Below are 15,811 nucleotides of genomic sequence, written 5' to 3'. Positions count from 1 at the left end.
CGCCGGAAGGGCCCGCGGCTTCGACAGCCGCGGGCCCTTCCGGGGAACGCCTCGGGGATCAGACGGCGGCGGCCGTCTCCCGGACCTCGGCGAAGTGGCAGGCCGACTCGTGGGCCGCCGCGCCGCTGAGCGTGCTGGGCACCGCCAGCAGCGGGACCTCGGTGGCGCAGCGCTCCTCCGCCTTCCAGCAGCGGGTGCGGAACCGGCAGCCGGACGGCGGGTTGGCCGGCGAGGGGATGTCGCCGGTCAGGATGATCCGGTCCCGGGACTCGCGCGCCGTCGGGTCCGGCACCGGCACCGCGGAGAGCAGCGCCTGGGTGTACGGGTGCGTGGCGTTCTCGTAGATCGCCTCGTCCGTGCCGATCTCGACCATCTTGCCGAGGTACATCACGCCGACGCGGTCGGAGATGTGCCGGACGATCGAGAGGTCGTGCGCGATGAACATGTACGAGAGCTCGAACTCGCTCTGCAGCTGGTCCAGCAGGTTGATCACCTGCGCCTGGACGGAGACGTCCAGGGCGGAGACCGGCTCGTCGCAGATGATGATCTCGGGCTTGAGCGCGAGGCCGCGGGCGATGCCGATGCGCTGGCGCTGGCCGCCGGAGAACTGGTGCGGGTACCGGTTGATGTACTCCGGGTTCAGGCCGACGACGTCCAGGAGGTCCTGGACGGCCTTGCGGCGGTCGCCCTTGGGAGCCACCTCGGGGTGGATCTCGAAGGGCTCGCCGATGATGTCGCCGACCGTCATGCGCGGGTTGAGCGAGGTGTACGGGTCCTGGAACACCATCTGGATGTTCCGGCGGACCGCCTTCAGGGCGGAGCCGGACAGCTTGGAGATGTCCTCGCCCTTGAACAGCACCTGGCCGGAGGTGGCCCGCTCCAGGTTCATCAGGACCTTGGCCAGCGTGGACTTGCCACAGCCGGACTCGCCGACGATGCCGAGCGTCTCGCCCTTCCTCAGCTCGAAGGAGATGCCGTCGACCGCCTTGACGGCGCCGACCTGCTTCTTGAAGACGATGCCCTGGGTCAGCGGGTAGTGCTTGACCAGGTCCTTGACCTCCAGGATGGGCTCAGCCATGGAGGGTCTCCTTCCAGAGGTGGCACGCGCTGCGGCGGCCGGTGAGCTCCGTGCCGTCCTTGTCGGTCACCTGGTGCAGCTTCGGGATCTCCGTGCGGCACTGGTCGGTGGCGACGTCACAGCGGGGGTTGAACGCGCAGCCGGCCGGGACCTTCAGCAGGTTCGGGGGCAGGCCCTTGATCGCGTACAGCTCCTGGCCCTTCTGGTCCAGGCGCGGGATGGAGCGGAGCAGGCCCTTGGTGTACGGGTGCGCGGGGTTGGCGTACAGGTCGTGGACCGGGGCGGTCTCGACGATCCGGCCGGCGTACATCACGGCGATCTTGTCCGCGACGTCGGCGACCACGCCGAGGTCGTGGGTGATCAGGATCAGGCCCATGTTGTACTCGGCCTGCAGCTCCGCGAGGAGGTCCATCACCTGGGCCTGGACGGTGACGTCCAGGGCGGTGGTGGGCTCGTCGGCGATGATCAGGTCGGGCTCCATGGAGAGCGCCATCGCGATCATGATGCGCTGGCGCATGCCGCCGGAGAACTGGTGCGGGTAGTCCCCGACGCGCTGCTTGGCGGCGGGGATGCGCACCCGCTCCATCAGCTCGACGGCCTTGGCCCGGGCGTCCTTCTTGGACATGCCCTTGTGCACCCGGAACATCTCGCCGAGCTGGTCGCCCACGGTCATCACGGGGTTCAGCGAGGAGAGCGCGTCCTGGAAGATCATCGCGATCTTCTGGCCGCGGATCAGCCGGCGCTGCTCCTCCTTCATGGCGAGCATGTCCTCGCCGCGGAAGAGGATCTGGCCCTGGCTGATCTTGCCGGGCGGCATGTCCAGGATGCCCATGATGGTCTGGGCGGTCACCGACTTGCCGGAGCCGGACTCACCCAGCACCGCCAGGGTCTCACCGGCGGAAACGGAGTAGTTGACGCCGTTCACGGCCTTCGCGACGCCGTCCCGGGTGTGGAACTCCACGTGGAGGTCACGGACCTCCAGCAGCGGGGTGCCGATTTCGAGGCGGCCGCTCTTCTGGTTCTTCTCGATCACGGTGGTCATCGGGTCGTCACCTCTTCTCTCAGCGGAGCTTCGGGTCGAGGGCGTCGCGCACCGCGTCGCCGAGCATGATGAACGCCAGCACCGTGACGCTCAGCACCGCGGACGGGAAGAGCAGCACGTGCGGGGCGGTCAGGAAGCGGGGCTGGGCGTCGCTGATCATCAGGCCCCAGGAGATCTCCGGGGACTGGACACCGATGCCCAGGTAGGACAGCGCGGCCTCGGCACCGATGTACACACCCAGGCTGATCGCGGAGACCACGATCACCGGCGCGATGGCGTTCGGCAGGATGTGCCGGAAGGTGATCCGGAAGCTGCCGGCGCCGAGCGCCTTGGCCGCCATCACGTAGTCGTTGTGCTTGTTGGCCAGCACGGAGGCGCGCATGATGCGGAAGATCTGCGGCCAGCCGAGCACGGCCATCACGACGGAGACGGTGTAGGCGTTGCCCTTGCCGAGCATCGACATGATCAGCATGCCGCCGAGCAGCAGCGGGATGGAGAAGAAGATCTCGGTGAAGCGCGACAGGATGCTGTCGACCATGCCGCCGACCCAGCCGGCCAGCAGGCCGAGCAGGGCGCCGATCACGGTCACCGTGGTGGTGGTGAGCACACCGACGATGATCGAGTTGCGGGCACCCCAGATGGTGCGGGTGTAGACGTCACAGCCCTGCACGTCGAAGCCGAACCAGTGCTCGGCGCTCGGGCGCTTCAGGGAGTTGGCCAGGTCGCACGCGTCGCCCGAGAGCGGGCTGCCGTCGGTGAACAGCTGCGGCACGGCGGCGATCACCAGCAGGGCGGAGACGAGCACCGCGCCGATGATGAAGACCGGGTTGCGGCGCAGGTCGCGCAGCGCGTCGGACCAGAGGCTGGCGACGCGCTCGGGCTTCTGCTTCTTCTCCGGCGCGGCCTTCGGGGTCTTGTCCTCGGGCGCCTCGCTGCCCACGGTGATGGTGTCACTCATAGCGGATCCTCGGGTCGAGCACGGCGTACAGCAGGTCCACGAGCAGGGTGGTGATCAGGTAGATCATCACCAGCAGGGTGACCATGCCGACGATCACCGTGCCCTGCTTCTGGTACACGGACTGGGCCAGCAGGCCGCCGATGCCGTGCATGTTGAAGATCTTCTCGGTGATGACCGCGCCACCCATCAGACCGCCGAGGTCGGCACCGAGGAAGGTGACGATCGGGATCAGCGCGTTGCGCAGGGCGTGGCGGCCGATCACCCGACGGCGCTTCAGACCCTTGGCGACCGCGGTGCGGACGTAGTCCGCGCGCATGGTCTCCATCAGGCTGGTGCGGGTCAGTCGGGCGACGTACGCGAGCGAGGTCGACGCCAGCACGAAGGCCGGCAGCAGGTAGGCCCGCAGTCCGTCCTCCTCGTTGAAGGAGACCGGGAAGAAGTCGACGCCGTAGTCGGTCTTGAGCTTCACGCCCAGCACCAGCTGGAGCACGAAGCCGGTGACGAAGACCGGGATCGAGATGACGAACAGGGTGCTGATGAGCACCAGCTGGTCGATGAACTTGCCCTTGCGCAGGGCCGCCATGACACCCGCCAGCACGCCGATGACCGCCTCCATGATGAAGGCAACCAGGGCGAGGTTGACGGTGTACGGGAACGCCTCGCTGATCATGTCGGTCACGGAGCGACCGGTCAGGCTCTCGCCGAGGTTCCCCTGGAAGACCCCTGAGATGTAGTTCCAGTACTGCAGCAGGAAGGGGTCGTTCAGGTGGTACTTCTGGCGGATCATTTCCGCCACGAGCGGGTCGGCTCGCTTCTCACCGGCCAGCGCCTGCACCGGGTCACCGGGCAGGTAGTGAACCAGGGCATAGATCAGCAGAGTCGCACCGAGCAGGACAGGGATCGCCTGTATCAGTCGGCGGATGACATAGCGGCCCATCAGACCTCCACACTTTCAAGCAAGGAAGGGAGGCGGGAGGACCGGGACTGTAGTCCGGTCCGCCCGCCCCCGTTCGTCTGACTACCGGATCAGCCGGCGAGCTCGACCTCGTCCAGGTTCATACGGCCCTGGGCGTCGGTGTCGAAGTTCTTGATCTTCTTGCTGTACGCGGCGGAGGACATGTAGGTGTACACCGGGATGTACGGCAGGTCCTGCACCAGGATGTCGTCGGCCTGCTGGTACAGCTTCTGGCCCTCGTCCTGGGTCTTCGCCTGGTCGGCCTGGTTCAGCAGGTCCTCGAACTTGTCGTTGACGTAGCCGCCGTAGTTCGAGCCGTTCTCGATCGCGACCTTGGAGAAGATCGGACGGAGGTAGTTCTCGATCGACGGGTAGTCCATCGACCACGCCATGCGGAAGGCGCCCGAGTACTGCTTCTCGCCCAGCGCGTCGAGGATCTTGCCGAACTTCTCGAACGGCTTGGTGGTGACCTCGATGCCCAGGTTCTTCTTCAGCTGGTTCGCGACGGCCTCGATCCACTCCTTGTGGCCACCGTCGGCGTTGTAGCCCAGCTCGATGGTGTTGCCGGGAACACCGCCGGCCTGGTCGAAGAGCGCCTTGGCCTTGGCCGGGTCGTACTTCGCCGCGTCGCCCATGGCGCCCTTGCGGTAACCCGGGATCAGCGGGTTGATGAAGTCGTCGGCCGGGACGCGGGTGCCCGAGAAGATCGTCTTGGTGATCGCCTCGCGGTCGATCGCCATCGAGATCGCCTTGCGGATCTCCGGCTTGCCGTAGGTGGCCGGGTTGGTGGCGATCGGGAAGCCGATGTAGCCGACGCCGGACTCCGGCTTGTAGATGTAGCGGTCGCCGAACTCGCCCTTGACGCTCGACAGGGCCGAGATCGGCAGCTTGTCGGTGGCCTGGATGTTGTCGGCGCGCAGGTCGTTGTACGCGGTGTCCAGGTTGTCGTAGATCTTGAAGGTGACGCCCTGGAGCTTCGCCTTGCCGTCCGAGGCAGGGAAGTTCTCGTAGCGCTTGACCTTGATCTGCTTGTTGTGCTCCCAGGCGCCGTCCATCTCGAACGGGCCGTTGCCGATCGGCTTGTCGGCGAACGTCTTCGGGTCGGTGAAGAACGCCTTGGGCAGCGGGTAGAACGCGTTGTAGCCCAGCATGGTCTTGAACTGGGAGAACGGCTGCGTCAGGGAGACGGTGAAGGTCTTGTCGTCGACGACCGTCAGGCCCTTGAGCTTGTCGGTGGTCGGCTTCTTGTCCTTGCCCGGGGCCAGGTCCTCGGAGCCCTCGATCTTGGCGAAGAACGGCAGGCCCTCGGCCGCGTTGTCCTGGTTGGCGCCCCAGTTCCAGGCGTCGACGAACGACTGGGCGGTCACCTTCTCACCGTTGTGGAAGGTGTAGCCGTCCTTCAGCTTGATCGTCCAGAGCTTGCTGTCGGCGCTCTCGATCGACTCGGCGACGCGCAGCTTCGGCTCGTTGGTCTTGTTGTCGTACTCGACCAGGCCGGCGAAGACGGCACCGAGAACCTCGGCACCCTCGGACTCCGCGGTGTTCTGGGGAACCAGACCGTGCTGCGGCTCGCCGAGCTGGACGGCGATGGTGCCGCCGCCGGAAGAGGCCTTGTCACTGCTCTTCGAGCTGGTGCTGCAAGCGGTCGCCGCGAGGGCGATAGCGGTCGCCGCGACGATCCACTTGGTCTGGGTTGCACCGCGCATGGGGGATGCCTCCTGAAATCGACTTTCCAACGAGGAGAGCACCACGGTCGGCTGACGCCGCTTCCGTTGTGCCGTCCGCGCTCGTGGTTTCGGCGCGCACCCCTGCGCGTTAACCCTTGACCCGAGCCTGACTGCACCCACTATCCGTCACGCACGGACACGAAAGTGACCACTAGCGATCTCAATTAGGTCACATGAACGGTCGGTAAGTTTCGAAAATCGGACATAAGAGACATACTCAGACAGGCATCAAACGGACAGTCGTCATGAATGACGGACTGTCACGTTCGCTCAGCGGACACCTTGCTGTGTTAAGCGATATTCCGTTTATACGCGCGTCGACAGCGTGGAGTAGTGAAAACGATCGCCCCCCTCTCCGTTGGAAAGGGGGGCGATCGATTCAGGCCAAAGGGCGCTCAGAAGGAAGTGATCACGCCTTCTTGGCGCGCGAAGCCGTGCGGCCGCGCTCCTTCTGGTCCAGGACGACCTTACGGATGCGAACCGTCTCCGGAGTCACCTCGATGCACTCGTCCTCGCGGCAGAACTCCAGCGACTGCTCCAGCGAGAGCTTGCGCGGCGGCACCAGGTTCTCGGTGGTGTCGGAGGAGGCCGCACGCATGTTGGTGAGCTTCTTCTCCTTGGTGATGTTGATGTCCATGTCGTCCTGGCGCGAGTTCTCGCCGACGATCATGCCCTCGTACACCTCGGTGGTGGGCTCGACGAAGAGCGTGCCGCGCTCCTGGATGCCCATCATCGCGAACGGCGTCACGACGCCCGCGCGGTCCGCCACCAGCGAGCCGTTGTTGCGCATCCGGAGCTCGCCGAACCACGGCTCGTGGCCCTCGAAGATGGAGTGCGCGATGCCGGTGCCGCGGGTGTCGGTCAGGAACTGGGTCCGGAAGCCGATCAGGCCGCGCGACGGGACGATGAACTCCATGCGGACCCAGCCGGAGCCGTGGTTCGTCATGGTCTCCATGCGGCCCTTGCGGGTCGCCATCAGCTGGGTGATCGCGCCGAGGTACTCCTCGGGGCTGTCGATGGTCATCCGCTCGACCGGCTCGTGGGTCTTGCCGTTGATGACCTTGGTGACGACCTGCGGCTTGCCGACGGTCAGCTCGAAGAGCTCCCGGCGCATGGTCTCGACCAGGATGGCCAGCGCCAGCTCGCCACGGCCCTGGACCTCCCAGGCGTCCGGACGCTCGGTCGGCAGCACGCGGAGCGAGACGTTACCGATCAGCTCGCGGTCCAGGCGGTCCTTCACCATGCGGGCGGTGACCTTGTGGCCCTTGCCGCCCTTGCCGACCAGCGGCGAGGTGTTGGTGCCGATGACCATCGAGATGGCCGGCTCGTCCACCGTGATCAGCGGCAGCGCGATCGGGTTCTCCAGGTCGGCCAGGGTCTCGCCGATCATGATGTCCGGGATGCCCGCGACGGCGCAGATGTCGCCGGGGCCGGCCACCTCGGCCGGCTTGCGGGTGAGCGCCTCGGTCATCAGCAGCTCGGTGATCTTGACCTGCTGGATCGAACCGTCACGCTTCATCCACGCGACCTGCTGGCCCTTGCGCAGCTCGCCCTGCTCGACGCGGCAGAGCGCGATGCGGCCGAGGAAGTTGTCCGCGTCCAGGTTGGTGACGTGGGCCTGGAGCGGGGCGTCCTCGTCGTAGGTCGGGGCCGGGACGGCCGACAGGATGGTCGAGAAGAACGGCTCCAGCGAGTCGCTGTCGGCCGGGACGCTGCCGTCCTCCGGCTTGGTCATCGAGGCGACGCCGTCACGCGCACAGGCGTAGACGATCGGGAACTCGATCTGCTCCTCGGTCGCGTCGAGGTCCAGGAAGAGGTCGTAGGTCTCGTTGATGACCTCGTCGATCCGGGAGTCCGGACGGTCGGTCTTGTTGATGCAGAGGATCACCGGGAGCTTGGCGGTGAGCGCCTTGCGGAGCACGAAGCGGGTCTGCGGCAGCGGACCCTCGGAGGCGTCGACCAGGAGAACGACCGCGTCCACCATGGACAGACCGCGCTCGACCTCACCACCGAAGTCGGCGTGGCCGGGGGTGTCGATGATGTTGATCGTGATCGGGGCGCCACCCTCCTTGGGGTGGTACTTCACGGCGGTGTTCTTCGCGAGAATGGTGATGCCCTTCTCGCGCTCCAGGTCGTTGGAGTCCATCATGCGGTCATCGAGGTGCTGGTGGGCGGCGAAGGCACCGGCCTGCTTCAGCATGGCGTCGACCAGAGTGGTCTTGCCGTGGTCGACGTGGGCGACGATGGCAACGTTGCGGATGTCATTGCGCGTGGGCATGCTGAGCGGATTCTCCCGGAATCGTGGGTTTCGGCGCCCGGCTGCGTGACGCCGACCGGCGATCCGTTGTGATCACCGCCGCCCGTTCCGCCTGCTACTACCGGTCCACCCGCCGGGCAGGACATGCCACGGCTTCCTCCTATCGTACGGGGAACCCTCCAGGTCGGCAGAAACGGGCAGGTCGGGCGGGATCAAGATCACAAGTGGATCACCGGCACGCCACCCCGCCGACGCCGTGCCGGGGCCTCCCGGTCACGCACCGCCGGGCCCGGCCGGGCCGGGCGTCGTCCGCGTGGTCCGCCCCGCCCCGCGCACGGTCAGGGGCCGAGGAACCCCACGTCCTGGAAGCGCGGCCGGCCGAAGCCCCAGGCGCCCGCGCCCGCCACGTCCGACCGGACCGCGACCAGGTCCGGCCGCTGGTGCAGCGGTACCGAGTGGCCCAGCTGCCAGATCCGGGTGTCGGCCTCCTGGAGCAGGGCCAGGTGGGCGGCGGGGTCGAGTTCGGCGGCCGCGCGGTCGAAGAGGCGGTCGATCTCCTCCGTCCCCGAGCGGCCGTAGTTGCTGCCGGCCTCCAGGGCGCCGTCCGCGCCGGGGCGCGGCTTGGCGTAGACGGCACGCTGTTCGACCGCCGGGTGGGGTCCGGCCGGCCAGGAGAACAGGGCGAGGTCGTAGTCGCCGGTCGCCAGGTGGTCCCGGACGAAGGCCTCGGCGGGCGCCGCCACCGTCCGGAGCGCGATGCCCGCGCCGGCGAGGTCGGCGGTCAGCGCGTCGGCGGTGCGCCGGGCAGTGGCCGAGCCGGCCGGGACCAGCAGGGCGAGAGCCAGCTCCCGGCCGTCCCGGACCCGGGTGGCGCCGGCCGCGGGCCGCTTCCAGCCGGCCGCGTCCAGCAGCCGGCCCGCGTCCGCCGGGCCGAGCGCGGCGCTGTTGTCCCGGTAGCCGTCCTGGTCACCGGCGAACAGGTGGCTGCCGAGCGGGGCGGCGGCGAGGCCGAGCGGGGTGAGCGCGGCACCGGCGACCCGGCGCCGGTCGACCGCGCGGGCCAGGGCGAGCCGGACGGCCGGGTCGGTGAGCGGGCCGCGGGCGGCGTTCAGGGTGAGCTCGGTGAGCGCGGCCGAGGCGGCCCGGTGCACGGTGATGCCGGGCAGGGCCTCCGCCCGCCGCAGCGCCCGGTCGGCGGCCTCCGGCGCCGCGGCGGGCGGGGCGGCGGGAGTCGCGGACGCGGTCGCGGCCGGGGACCCGGAGCCGGGGGCGGAGGCGGCCGGGGAGCCGGACCCGGACGCGGACCCGGACCCGGAGGCGGAGGCGGACGCGGCCGGGGTGGGCGGAGCGGCCGGGGTGGAGCCGGCCCGGTCGACCGCCGCGGTGAGCGAGGCGATGTCCAGCCGGTCCTGGTCGAGCGCGTCCAGCCGGCCCTCGGCCGGGACCACCAGGAAGTCGATCCCGTCCGCCTTCGGCCGGTCCCCCCACCAGTTCGGGCTGCGCACCAGACTCACCCGCCCGCCCGCCGGGTCGTACCGGGAGAGCCGGAACGGACCCGCCGTCGGCTCCGGCCCGTCGGTCAGCGGCCGGTTGAACGCCGCCGGGGAGCCGGTCACCGCGGCCGGGTAGAGCGGACCGAACAGGGCGCGCCACTCCGCGTACGGCCGCCGGAAGGTCACCTTCACCTCGTGCGGGCCGGCCCCCTGGGTGATCGAGTCGATCGCGTCGTACCCGGCCGGACGGTTCCCGGCGTAGGCCGGGTCGAGGCCGGAGAGGGCGGCCCGCTGCGCGCCGAAGTCGGCGGCCGAGAGTGGGGTGCCGTCGCTCCAGACGGCCTGCGGGCTGAGCCGGTAGGTGACCACCTGCGGCTGCTGTCCGGGCGGGGTGCACTCGGCGGACTCCAGGTAGTCCGGGTCGGCGACCGGCCGGCCGTGCTCGTCCGGCCGGAACAGCGAGGGGTAGAGGGCGTGGGCGAGCAGCGCGCTGTCGGCGGTCGCGGCCGGCTGGTAGACGTTGAGCGTGGCCGGCGCGGCGTCCAGCGCCCAGCGCGGCGTGCCGCCCTCCCGGACGGCGGCACGGTCGGGCGGGCCGACGTCCCCGGTGACGGCGGTGGGCAGGGCCGGTACGGGAGCCGGTACCGGCGGGCGGGCCGGGGCCGGGCCACCGGAGCAGCCGGCCAGGGCGCCGGTGGCGAGCAGCAGCGCGGCGGCTGCGGTGGTGAGCTGGCGGACGCGCATGGCGGCCATCGAACGCCGAGTCGGTCGGGGCGGCCGTCCCGACACGGCGGCCGCCGGGGGACTGCACCCGGACAGCCGATCCGCGCGGCGGCCCAGAGCGTGCCCGGCCGGGGGCGACCGGTCCGGGGGCGACCGGCCCTACAGCGACAGCTCGAACCAGACGATCTTGCCCTTGGGCGTCCGCCGGCTCCCCCAGCGCTCGGCCAGCAGGCTGACCAGCTGGAGCCCGCGCCCGCCCTCGTCGGTCTCCTGCGCGCGCCGCTGGCGCGGCTGGGCGTAGCCGTCGTCCCAGACCTCGCAGACCATGCTGCGGTCGCGCAGCAGTCGCAGCCGGATCTCGCCCCGGCCGTGCCGGAGCGCGTTGGTGACCAGCTCGCTGACCAGCAGCTCGGTGGTGTCGACCAGCTCGTCCAGACCGCGCGCCAGCAGCCAGCTGCAGGCCAGCTCGCGGGCCTTGGCGACGGAGGTCGGCTCGGGCGGCAGGAACCAGTTGCCGACGGCGTCGTCGGGGAAGGCGTGCACCTTGGCCATCAGCAGGGCGATGTCGTCCTCGCCGTGGTGCGGGTTGAGCTCGCCGAGGACGTGGTCGCAGAGGTTCTCCAGGCTCTTGCCCTCCGCCGACAGTGCGATGCGGAAGGCGCGCAGGCCCTCGTCCAGCTGGTGCTTGCGGCTCTCCACCAGGCCGTCGGTGTACAGGCCGAGCACGGCGCCGTCCGGCAGGGTCAGCTCGACCTCCTCGAAGGGCTCGCCGCCGACGCCGAGCGGCAGGCCGGGCGGGACGTCGAGCATCCGGGCGGGCTCGTCGGGGCTGAGCAGGACGGGCGGCAGGTGGCCTGCGTTGGCGAAGACGCAGCGCCGGGTGACGGCGTCGTAGACCGCGTAGACGCAGGTGGCCAGGTAGACCTCGCGGGCCTCCTCGTCGGCGGTCGAGGTGAGCCGCCCGTACGGGGTGGGCGAGCCGGCGGGCGCGGAGTCGTCGCCCAGCCCGCGGGCGATCTCGTCGAGGGCGGTGAGCACCTCGGCGGGGTCGAGGTCGAGCATGGCCAGGGTGCGGACGGCGGTGCGCAGCTGGCCCATCGCGACGGCGGCGCGCAGGCCGCGGCCCATCACGTCGCCGATGACCAGCGCGGTGCGGTTGCCCGGCAGCGGGATGACGTCGAACCAGTCGCCGCCGACCTCGGTGTTGTTGTTGCTGGGCAGGTAGCGGCAGGCGATCTCCAGGCCGCTGGCGGCCGGGTTGCCCGGGGGCAGCAGGCTGCGCTGCAGGATCAGGGCGCGCTCGTGCTCGCGGCGGTAGAGCCGCGCGTTGTCGATGCAGACGGCGGCGCGGGCCACCAGTTCCTCGGCGATGGCGACGTCACGGGCGTCGAACGGCTCGCTGCCGATCGCGCGGGAGAGCTGGACCAGGCCGAGCACCTGGTCGCGGGCGACCAGCGGCACGATCAGCGTGGAGCGCAGCAGCGGGTCCGGCCCGGGCTCGGGGACGACGCTGCGGCCGGTGCGCAGCGCGCGGGCGTGCGGTGAGCGGCGCGGGTAGCAGAGCGTGCCGCCGGCCTCGGCGATCGGCAGGCCGGTGACCGAGCCGAGTACGGAGGAGGCGCCGCCGACCACGCTGGAGACGGCGACCCGGCGCAGCTCGCCGCTGCCGTCGGTGAGCACGCCGTCGCCGTAGCGGCCGGCGCTGGGGACGGTCTCGCCGGAGAGCAGCGCGGTGTAGAGGTCGACGGTGGCGAGGTCGCAGAACGGCGGGACGACGACGTCGAGCAGCTCCTTGGCGGTGGTCTCCAGGTCGAGGGTGGAGCCGATGTGCGCGCTGGCCTCGTTGAGCAGGGCGAGGTTGCGGCGCACCCCGTCGGCCTCGCGCTCGGCGACGTGCCGGGAGGTGACGTCGGAGACCTGGCCGGCCACGCCCATCGGCTGCCCGGCCGAGCCGTTGAGGCGGTAGAGCGAGACGGCCCAGAGCCGGTTGCCCTCGCGGGTCGGCACGGCGGAGTGGAAGCGCAGGTCGAAGACGGGCTCGCCGGTGGCGAGGACCTTGCGCAGGGCGGCGGTCAGCCGGTCGGCCTCGGGGGCCGGGAAGAGGTCGTGCGCGGTCAGGCCTTCGAGGTCGGTGGGGGCGAGGCCGACCCCCGAGGCGAAGGCGTCGTTGACCCGCTGGAGCCGGAGCCGGTCGTCGAACAGGACGAAGCCGGTCGGGGTCTGGCCGAAGACGGCCTCGGAGGCGGCGAGGTCGGTCTCGATCCGGCGCAGCCGGCCGAGGTCGACCGCGAGACAGGTGGCACCGGCGGTGGGCAGTGCGCTGTCGGGCATCAGGTAGAGCTCGGCGAGGCCCTCGCCGCCGGTGGCGTCGCGGTAGGGCGTGGTGCCCACCCACTCCTCGCCGGCCAGCGTGCGCTCCAGCCGGGTGCGGCCGCGCTGCCAGAGCTCGCGCGGGACGAAGGTGCTGATCGGATCGGCGCCGACCGCCTCGACGGCGGGCACACCGAAGAACTCGGCGGCGCGCTCGCTCCACTGACTGATCCGGCCGTCCGGGCCGATCGCGAAGGTGGCGACCCGGATGTAGTCGTAGATCGAGCCCGGGTCCCCCGCGCCCCACTGATGGGCGCCGACCACCGGGCGGGCCGCCCGGCCCTGCCCCGCGGCCGGGGCGGGCAGGTGTGGCGAACCGGCCTGCCCGGGCACAGCGGCATGACCGCTGCTGCTCGGCGCGTTACGCGCCGGGGTGCTGTTCAACGGACCGACCCCTCCAAACCCGCGACCGTCCGGATGCCGAGAAGACCGAGTATTCATCATCGAGGGGTACGTTCACACGCCCTCAACATCACAACATCAGATCGGGCGAAGGTTTTTGTCCTACCGCCCGCGCAACCACAATGCCACGCTCGCGCCCCCTGCCGGAGTGCGCGCTCCCCCCGGCCCCCTGCTGGCATATGCGGTCCCGTTCTACTCGCGTCCTACTCGTCACCCGGCTCCTCGGGCTCATTACCCGGCAGCGCCTGCTCGAACCAGACGACCTTGCCCATGCCCTCGGCCCGCGCGCCCCAGCGCAGGGCCAGCCGGCGGACGAGTTCCAGGCCCCGGCCGCCCTCGTCGGCCTCCGCCGCGTGACGCTCGCGGGGCGGATCGGGCAACGGGTCGGAGATCTCGACCAGCAGCGTCTCGCCCAGCGTCAACCGTACGCCGATGGGGGCGCTCGCATAGCGGACCGAGTTGGTCACCAGCTCGCTGACCAGCAGCTCAGTGGTGTCGGTGAGCGCTTCGACGCCCCACTCGACCAGCGCGGCGCGGACCAGCCGGCGGGCCCGGCTGACGGCGGTCGGCTCGGCGGGCAGCGTCCAGCCGGCCGTCGGGGTGCCGGCCTGGCCGTGGCCGAGCCGGGCCAGCAGCAGCGCCACGTCGTCGGGCTCGCGGCCCTGCTCCATGGTGGCCAGCACCGCCTCGCAGGCCGCCTGGATGGAGGCGTGCGGCTCCTGGAGCACGGTGACCAGCCGGCCGAGGCCGACGTCGAGGTCCTTGTCCCGGGACTCCACCAGGCCGTCGGTGCACAGGGCGAGCAGGCTGCCTTCGGGGATCTTGAGCTCGACCGACTCGAAGGGGACGCCGCCGACGCCGAGCGGAGCGCCGGACGGCAGGTCGAGGATCCGGCCGGTCCCGCCGAGCAGCGGGCCGCCGGTGCGGGTCGGTTCCTCGGCGCCCTCGCGGGGGACCACCAGCACCGGCGGGATGTGGCCGGCCTTGGAGACCGTCAGCCGGGCCGTGGCCGGGTCGAACACCGCGTAGACGCAGGTGGCCAGCAGCGCCTCGTCCGGCCCCTGGGCGAGGTCGTCGGCCAGCTCGTGGACGTGCCGCAGCAGCACGTCCGGGGGCAGGTCGAGGGCGGCCAGGACGCGGACGGCGGTGCGCAGCCGGCCCATCGTGGCGGCGGCCCGCAGGCCGTGGCCCATCACGTCGCCGACCACCAGCGCGGTGCGGTCGCCGGGCAGCGGGATGACGTCGAACCAGTCCCCGCCGACCTCGGTGCCGATGCTGCCCGGCACGTAGCGGTAGGCGACCTCGACGCCGGTGGGCTGCGGGACCTGCTGCGGGAGCAGGGTGCGCTGCAGGGTGAGCGCGGCGGTGCGCTCCCGGGCGTAGAGCCGGGCGTTGTCGAGGGAGCTGCCGGCCCGGTCGGCCAGCTCGACGGTGAAGGCGAGGTCGTCCCGGTCGAAGCCCTCGCGGTAGCCGGCCCGGCTGACCAGCAGCAGGCCGATCACGATGCCCCGGGCCCGCAGCGGCACCACCAGCATCGAGTGCACGCCCAGGTCGTGGGCGGCCTGCATCTTCGGGTCGCCCGGGTAGGTGACGTCGCTCAGCTGGTCGGCGCCGGAGAGCAGCTCGGGGACGCCCGTGCGCAGCACCCGCCCGCAGGCGGAGTCCTCGGAGAAGGTGATCCGGGCGCCGCGCCGGAGCATCACCTCGACCTCGGGACCGTCCTGGACGGAGGCGGTGCCCAGCTGGAGCAGCGAGGTGCGGCGGTCGTGGCCGTGCCGGGGCAGGTCGTCGCCGTGCGCGACGGCCTGGAGCAGGATCACCGCGGAGTGGTCGGTGAGCCGGGGCACCACGGCGCCGGCCAGCTCCTGGGCGATCCGCGAGGCGTCCAGGAGGTCGCCGACCCGGGAGCCGAACTCGTTGAGCAGCGAGAGCCGGCGCCGGGCGTGCTCGACCTTGGCGACCGCCCGGTAGCGCTCGGTCACGTCCATCACGGTGCCGGAGATGCCGAGCACCCGGCCGGCCCGGTCGGTCATCCGGCTGTAGGAGATCGAGCGGTACCCGGAGCGGGCGGTGACCGGCGAGGCCAGGGTGACGTCGATGACCGGCTCGCCGGTGGCCAGCACCTGGCGCTGGATGGCGGTGATCTCGTCGGCGGCCCGCTCGGGCAGGGTCTCGCCGGTGGTCCGCCCGACGTGGTCCTCGGTGACCATGCCGTTCATCTCGGCCAGGGTCTGGTTGACGGCGGTGTAGCGCAGGTCGGTGTCGAGGACGGCGATGCCCAGCGGGGACTGCTCGAACAGCGCGTCCCGGACGGCGAGGTCCCGCTCGACCGCCCGGACGGCGGCCGCCTCGGCCAGGTTGACCTGGAGGAACGGCGTGCCGTCGCCGTCCACCAGCAGGGAGATCCGGGCGTCGACGGTGACCGCCTCGCCGTCCCGGTCGCGCAGCTCGGTGAGGCCGGCCCAGCGGCCGTGGCGCAGGGTGTCCTGGATCGCCGTGCGGATCCGGGTGACCTGGTCCTCGTCCGGGATCAGCTCGTCGATCCGGCGGCCGACCAGCAGCTCGTTCGGCCAGCCGAGCAGTTCCTCGGCGGCCGGGCTCCAGAGCACCACCCGGCCGGCGGTGTCCAGGATGGCGATGGCCACCTTCACCACGTCGAGCAGATTGCCCTCGCGGTGGCCGCCCGTGCCACCCGGCTCGGCTCCGGGGGCGCCCGGGAAGGGGCGGCCGGGGCGGCTGCGGGGGCCCGCCGACGGGGACGCGTCGGGCGCCACCATGGACGTCGCGGGACGGTCCGCGGGATCGG

At 71.0% G+C, this 15,811-nt stretch carries 9 protein-coding genes; all 9 read right to left on the bottom strand.

From position 1 onward, the window contains the following. Window positions 1–58 precede the first annotated feature (58 nt). On the bottom strand, window positions 59–1,078 hold the full coding sequence (locus tag ACIF6L_RS17150) for an ABC transporter ATP-binding protein (RefSeq protein ID WP_396488572.1): 1,020 nt from the start codon (window positions 1,076–1,078) through the stop codon (window positions 59–61). Then, window positions 1,071–2,120: an ABC transporter ATP-binding protein gene (locus ACIF6L_RS17145; RefSeq protein WP_329489440.1), complete on the bottom strand. Its 1,050-nt coding sequence runs from the start codon at window positions 2,118–2,120 to the stop codon at window positions 1,071–1,073. Before ACIF6L_RS17145 ends, ACIF6L_RS17150 begins: the two co-directional genes overlap by 8 nt. A 19-nt stretch (window positions 2,121–2,139) precedes the next feature. Then, entirely contained in the window at window positions 2,140–3,078 is a 939-nt protein-coding gene (locus ACIF6L_RS17140; protein ID WP_329489439.1) for an ABC transporter permease, read from the bottom strand. Then, window positions 3,071–4,015 (bottom strand): ABC transporter permease, encoded by a 945-nt coding sequence (locus tag ACIF6L_RS17135; RefSeq protein WP_352290007.1) that lies wholly within the window; start codon window positions 4,013–4,015, stop codon window positions 3,071–3,073. The genes ACIF6L_RS17140 and ACIF6L_RS17135 overlap by 8 nt, the downstream gene beginning before the upstream one ends. An 89-nt stretch (window positions 4,016–4,104) precedes the next feature. Then, window positions 4,105–5,739, bottom strand: a complete 1,635-nt coding sequence (locus tag ACIF6L_RS17130) for an ABC transporter substrate-binding protein (RefSeq protein ID WP_329489437.1) — start codon at window positions 5,737–5,739, stop codon at window positions 4,105–4,107. 430 nt (window positions 5,740–6,169) lie between these two features. Further along, window positions 6,170–8,038, bottom strand: coding sequence for a translational GTPase TypA (gene typA / locus ACIF6L_RS17125; RefSeq protein ID WP_329489436.1), 1,869 nt, complete (start codon window positions 8,036–8,038; stop codon window positions 6,170–6,172). A gap of 317 nt (window positions 8,039–8,355) precedes the next feature. Continuing rightward, a complete protein-coding gene (locus tag ACIF6L_RS17120; protein ID WP_396488575.1) occupies window positions 8,356–10,254 on the bottom strand; it encodes an ABC transporter family substrate-binding protein in 1,899 nt (632 codons plus the stop codon). A 138-nt stretch (window positions 10,255–10,392) separates the two neighbouring features. Further along, the gene (locus ACIF6L_RS17115) at window positions 10,393–13,047 is read right to left on the bottom strand and encodes a SpoIIE family protein phosphatase (protein ID WP_396488577.1); all 2,655 of its coding nucleotides are present in this window, start codon (window positions 13,045–13,047) and stop codon (window positions 10,393–10,395) included. 161 nt (window positions 13,048–13,208) lie between these two features. Beyond that, complete coding sequence (locus ACIF6L_RS17110) at window positions 13,209–15,782, bottom strand: SpoIIE family protein phosphatase (RefSeq protein ID WP_359805991.1); 2,574 nt, start codon at window positions 15,780–15,782, stop codon at window positions 13,209–13,211. Window positions 15,783–15,811 lie beyond the last annotated feature (29 nt).

This window comes from Kitasatospora sp. NPDC086009, assembly GCF_044540385.1.
Lineage (GTDB): Bacteria > Actinomycetota > Actinomycetes > Streptomycetales > Streptomycetaceae > Kitasatospora.
This window is presented reverse-complemented; position numbering and strand designations above follow the sequence as displayed.

What these genes read in the sequence shown, in the direction of transcription:
- ACIF6L_RS17150 (WP_396488572.1), bottom strand. Translation starts at nt 1,078, where the DNA reads ATGGCTGAGCCCATCCTGGAGGTCAAGGACCTGGTCAAGCACTACCCG.
- typA (WP_329489436.1), bottom strand. Translation starts at nt 8,038, where the DNA reads ATGCCCACGCGCAATGACATCCGCAACGTTGCCATCGTCGCCCACGTC.
- ACIF6L_RS17115 (WP_396488577.1), bottom strand. Translation starts at nt 13,047, where the DNA reads ATGATGAATACTCGGTCTTCTCGGCATCCGGACGGTCGCGGGTTTGGA.
- ACIF6L_RS17145 (WP_329489440.1), bottom strand. Translation starts at nt 2,120, where the DNA reads ATGACCACCGTGATCGAGAAGAACCAGAAGAGCGGCCGCCTCGAAATC.
- ACIF6L_RS17110 (WP_359805991.1), bottom strand. Translation starts at nt 15,782, where the DNA reads ATGGTGGCGCCCGACGCGTCCCCGTCGGCGGGCCCCCGCAGCCGCCCC.
- ACIF6L_RS17130 (WP_329489437.1), bottom strand. Translation starts at nt 5,739, where the DNA reads ATGCGCGGTGCAACCCAGACCAAGTGGATCGTCGCGGCGACCGCTATC.
- ACIF6L_RS17120 (WP_396488575.1), bottom strand. Translation starts at nt 10,254, where the DNA reads ATGCGCGTCCGCCAGCTCACCACCGCAGCCGCCGCGCTGCTGCTCGCC.
- ACIF6L_RS17135 (WP_352290007.1), bottom strand. Translation starts at nt 4,015, where the DNA reads ATGGGCCGCTATGTCATCCGCCGACTGATACAGGCGATCCCTGTCCTG.
- ACIF6L_RS17140 (WP_329489439.1), bottom strand. Translation starts at nt 3,078, where the DNA reads ATGAGTGACACCATCACCGTGGGCAGCGAGGCGCCCGAGGACAAGACC.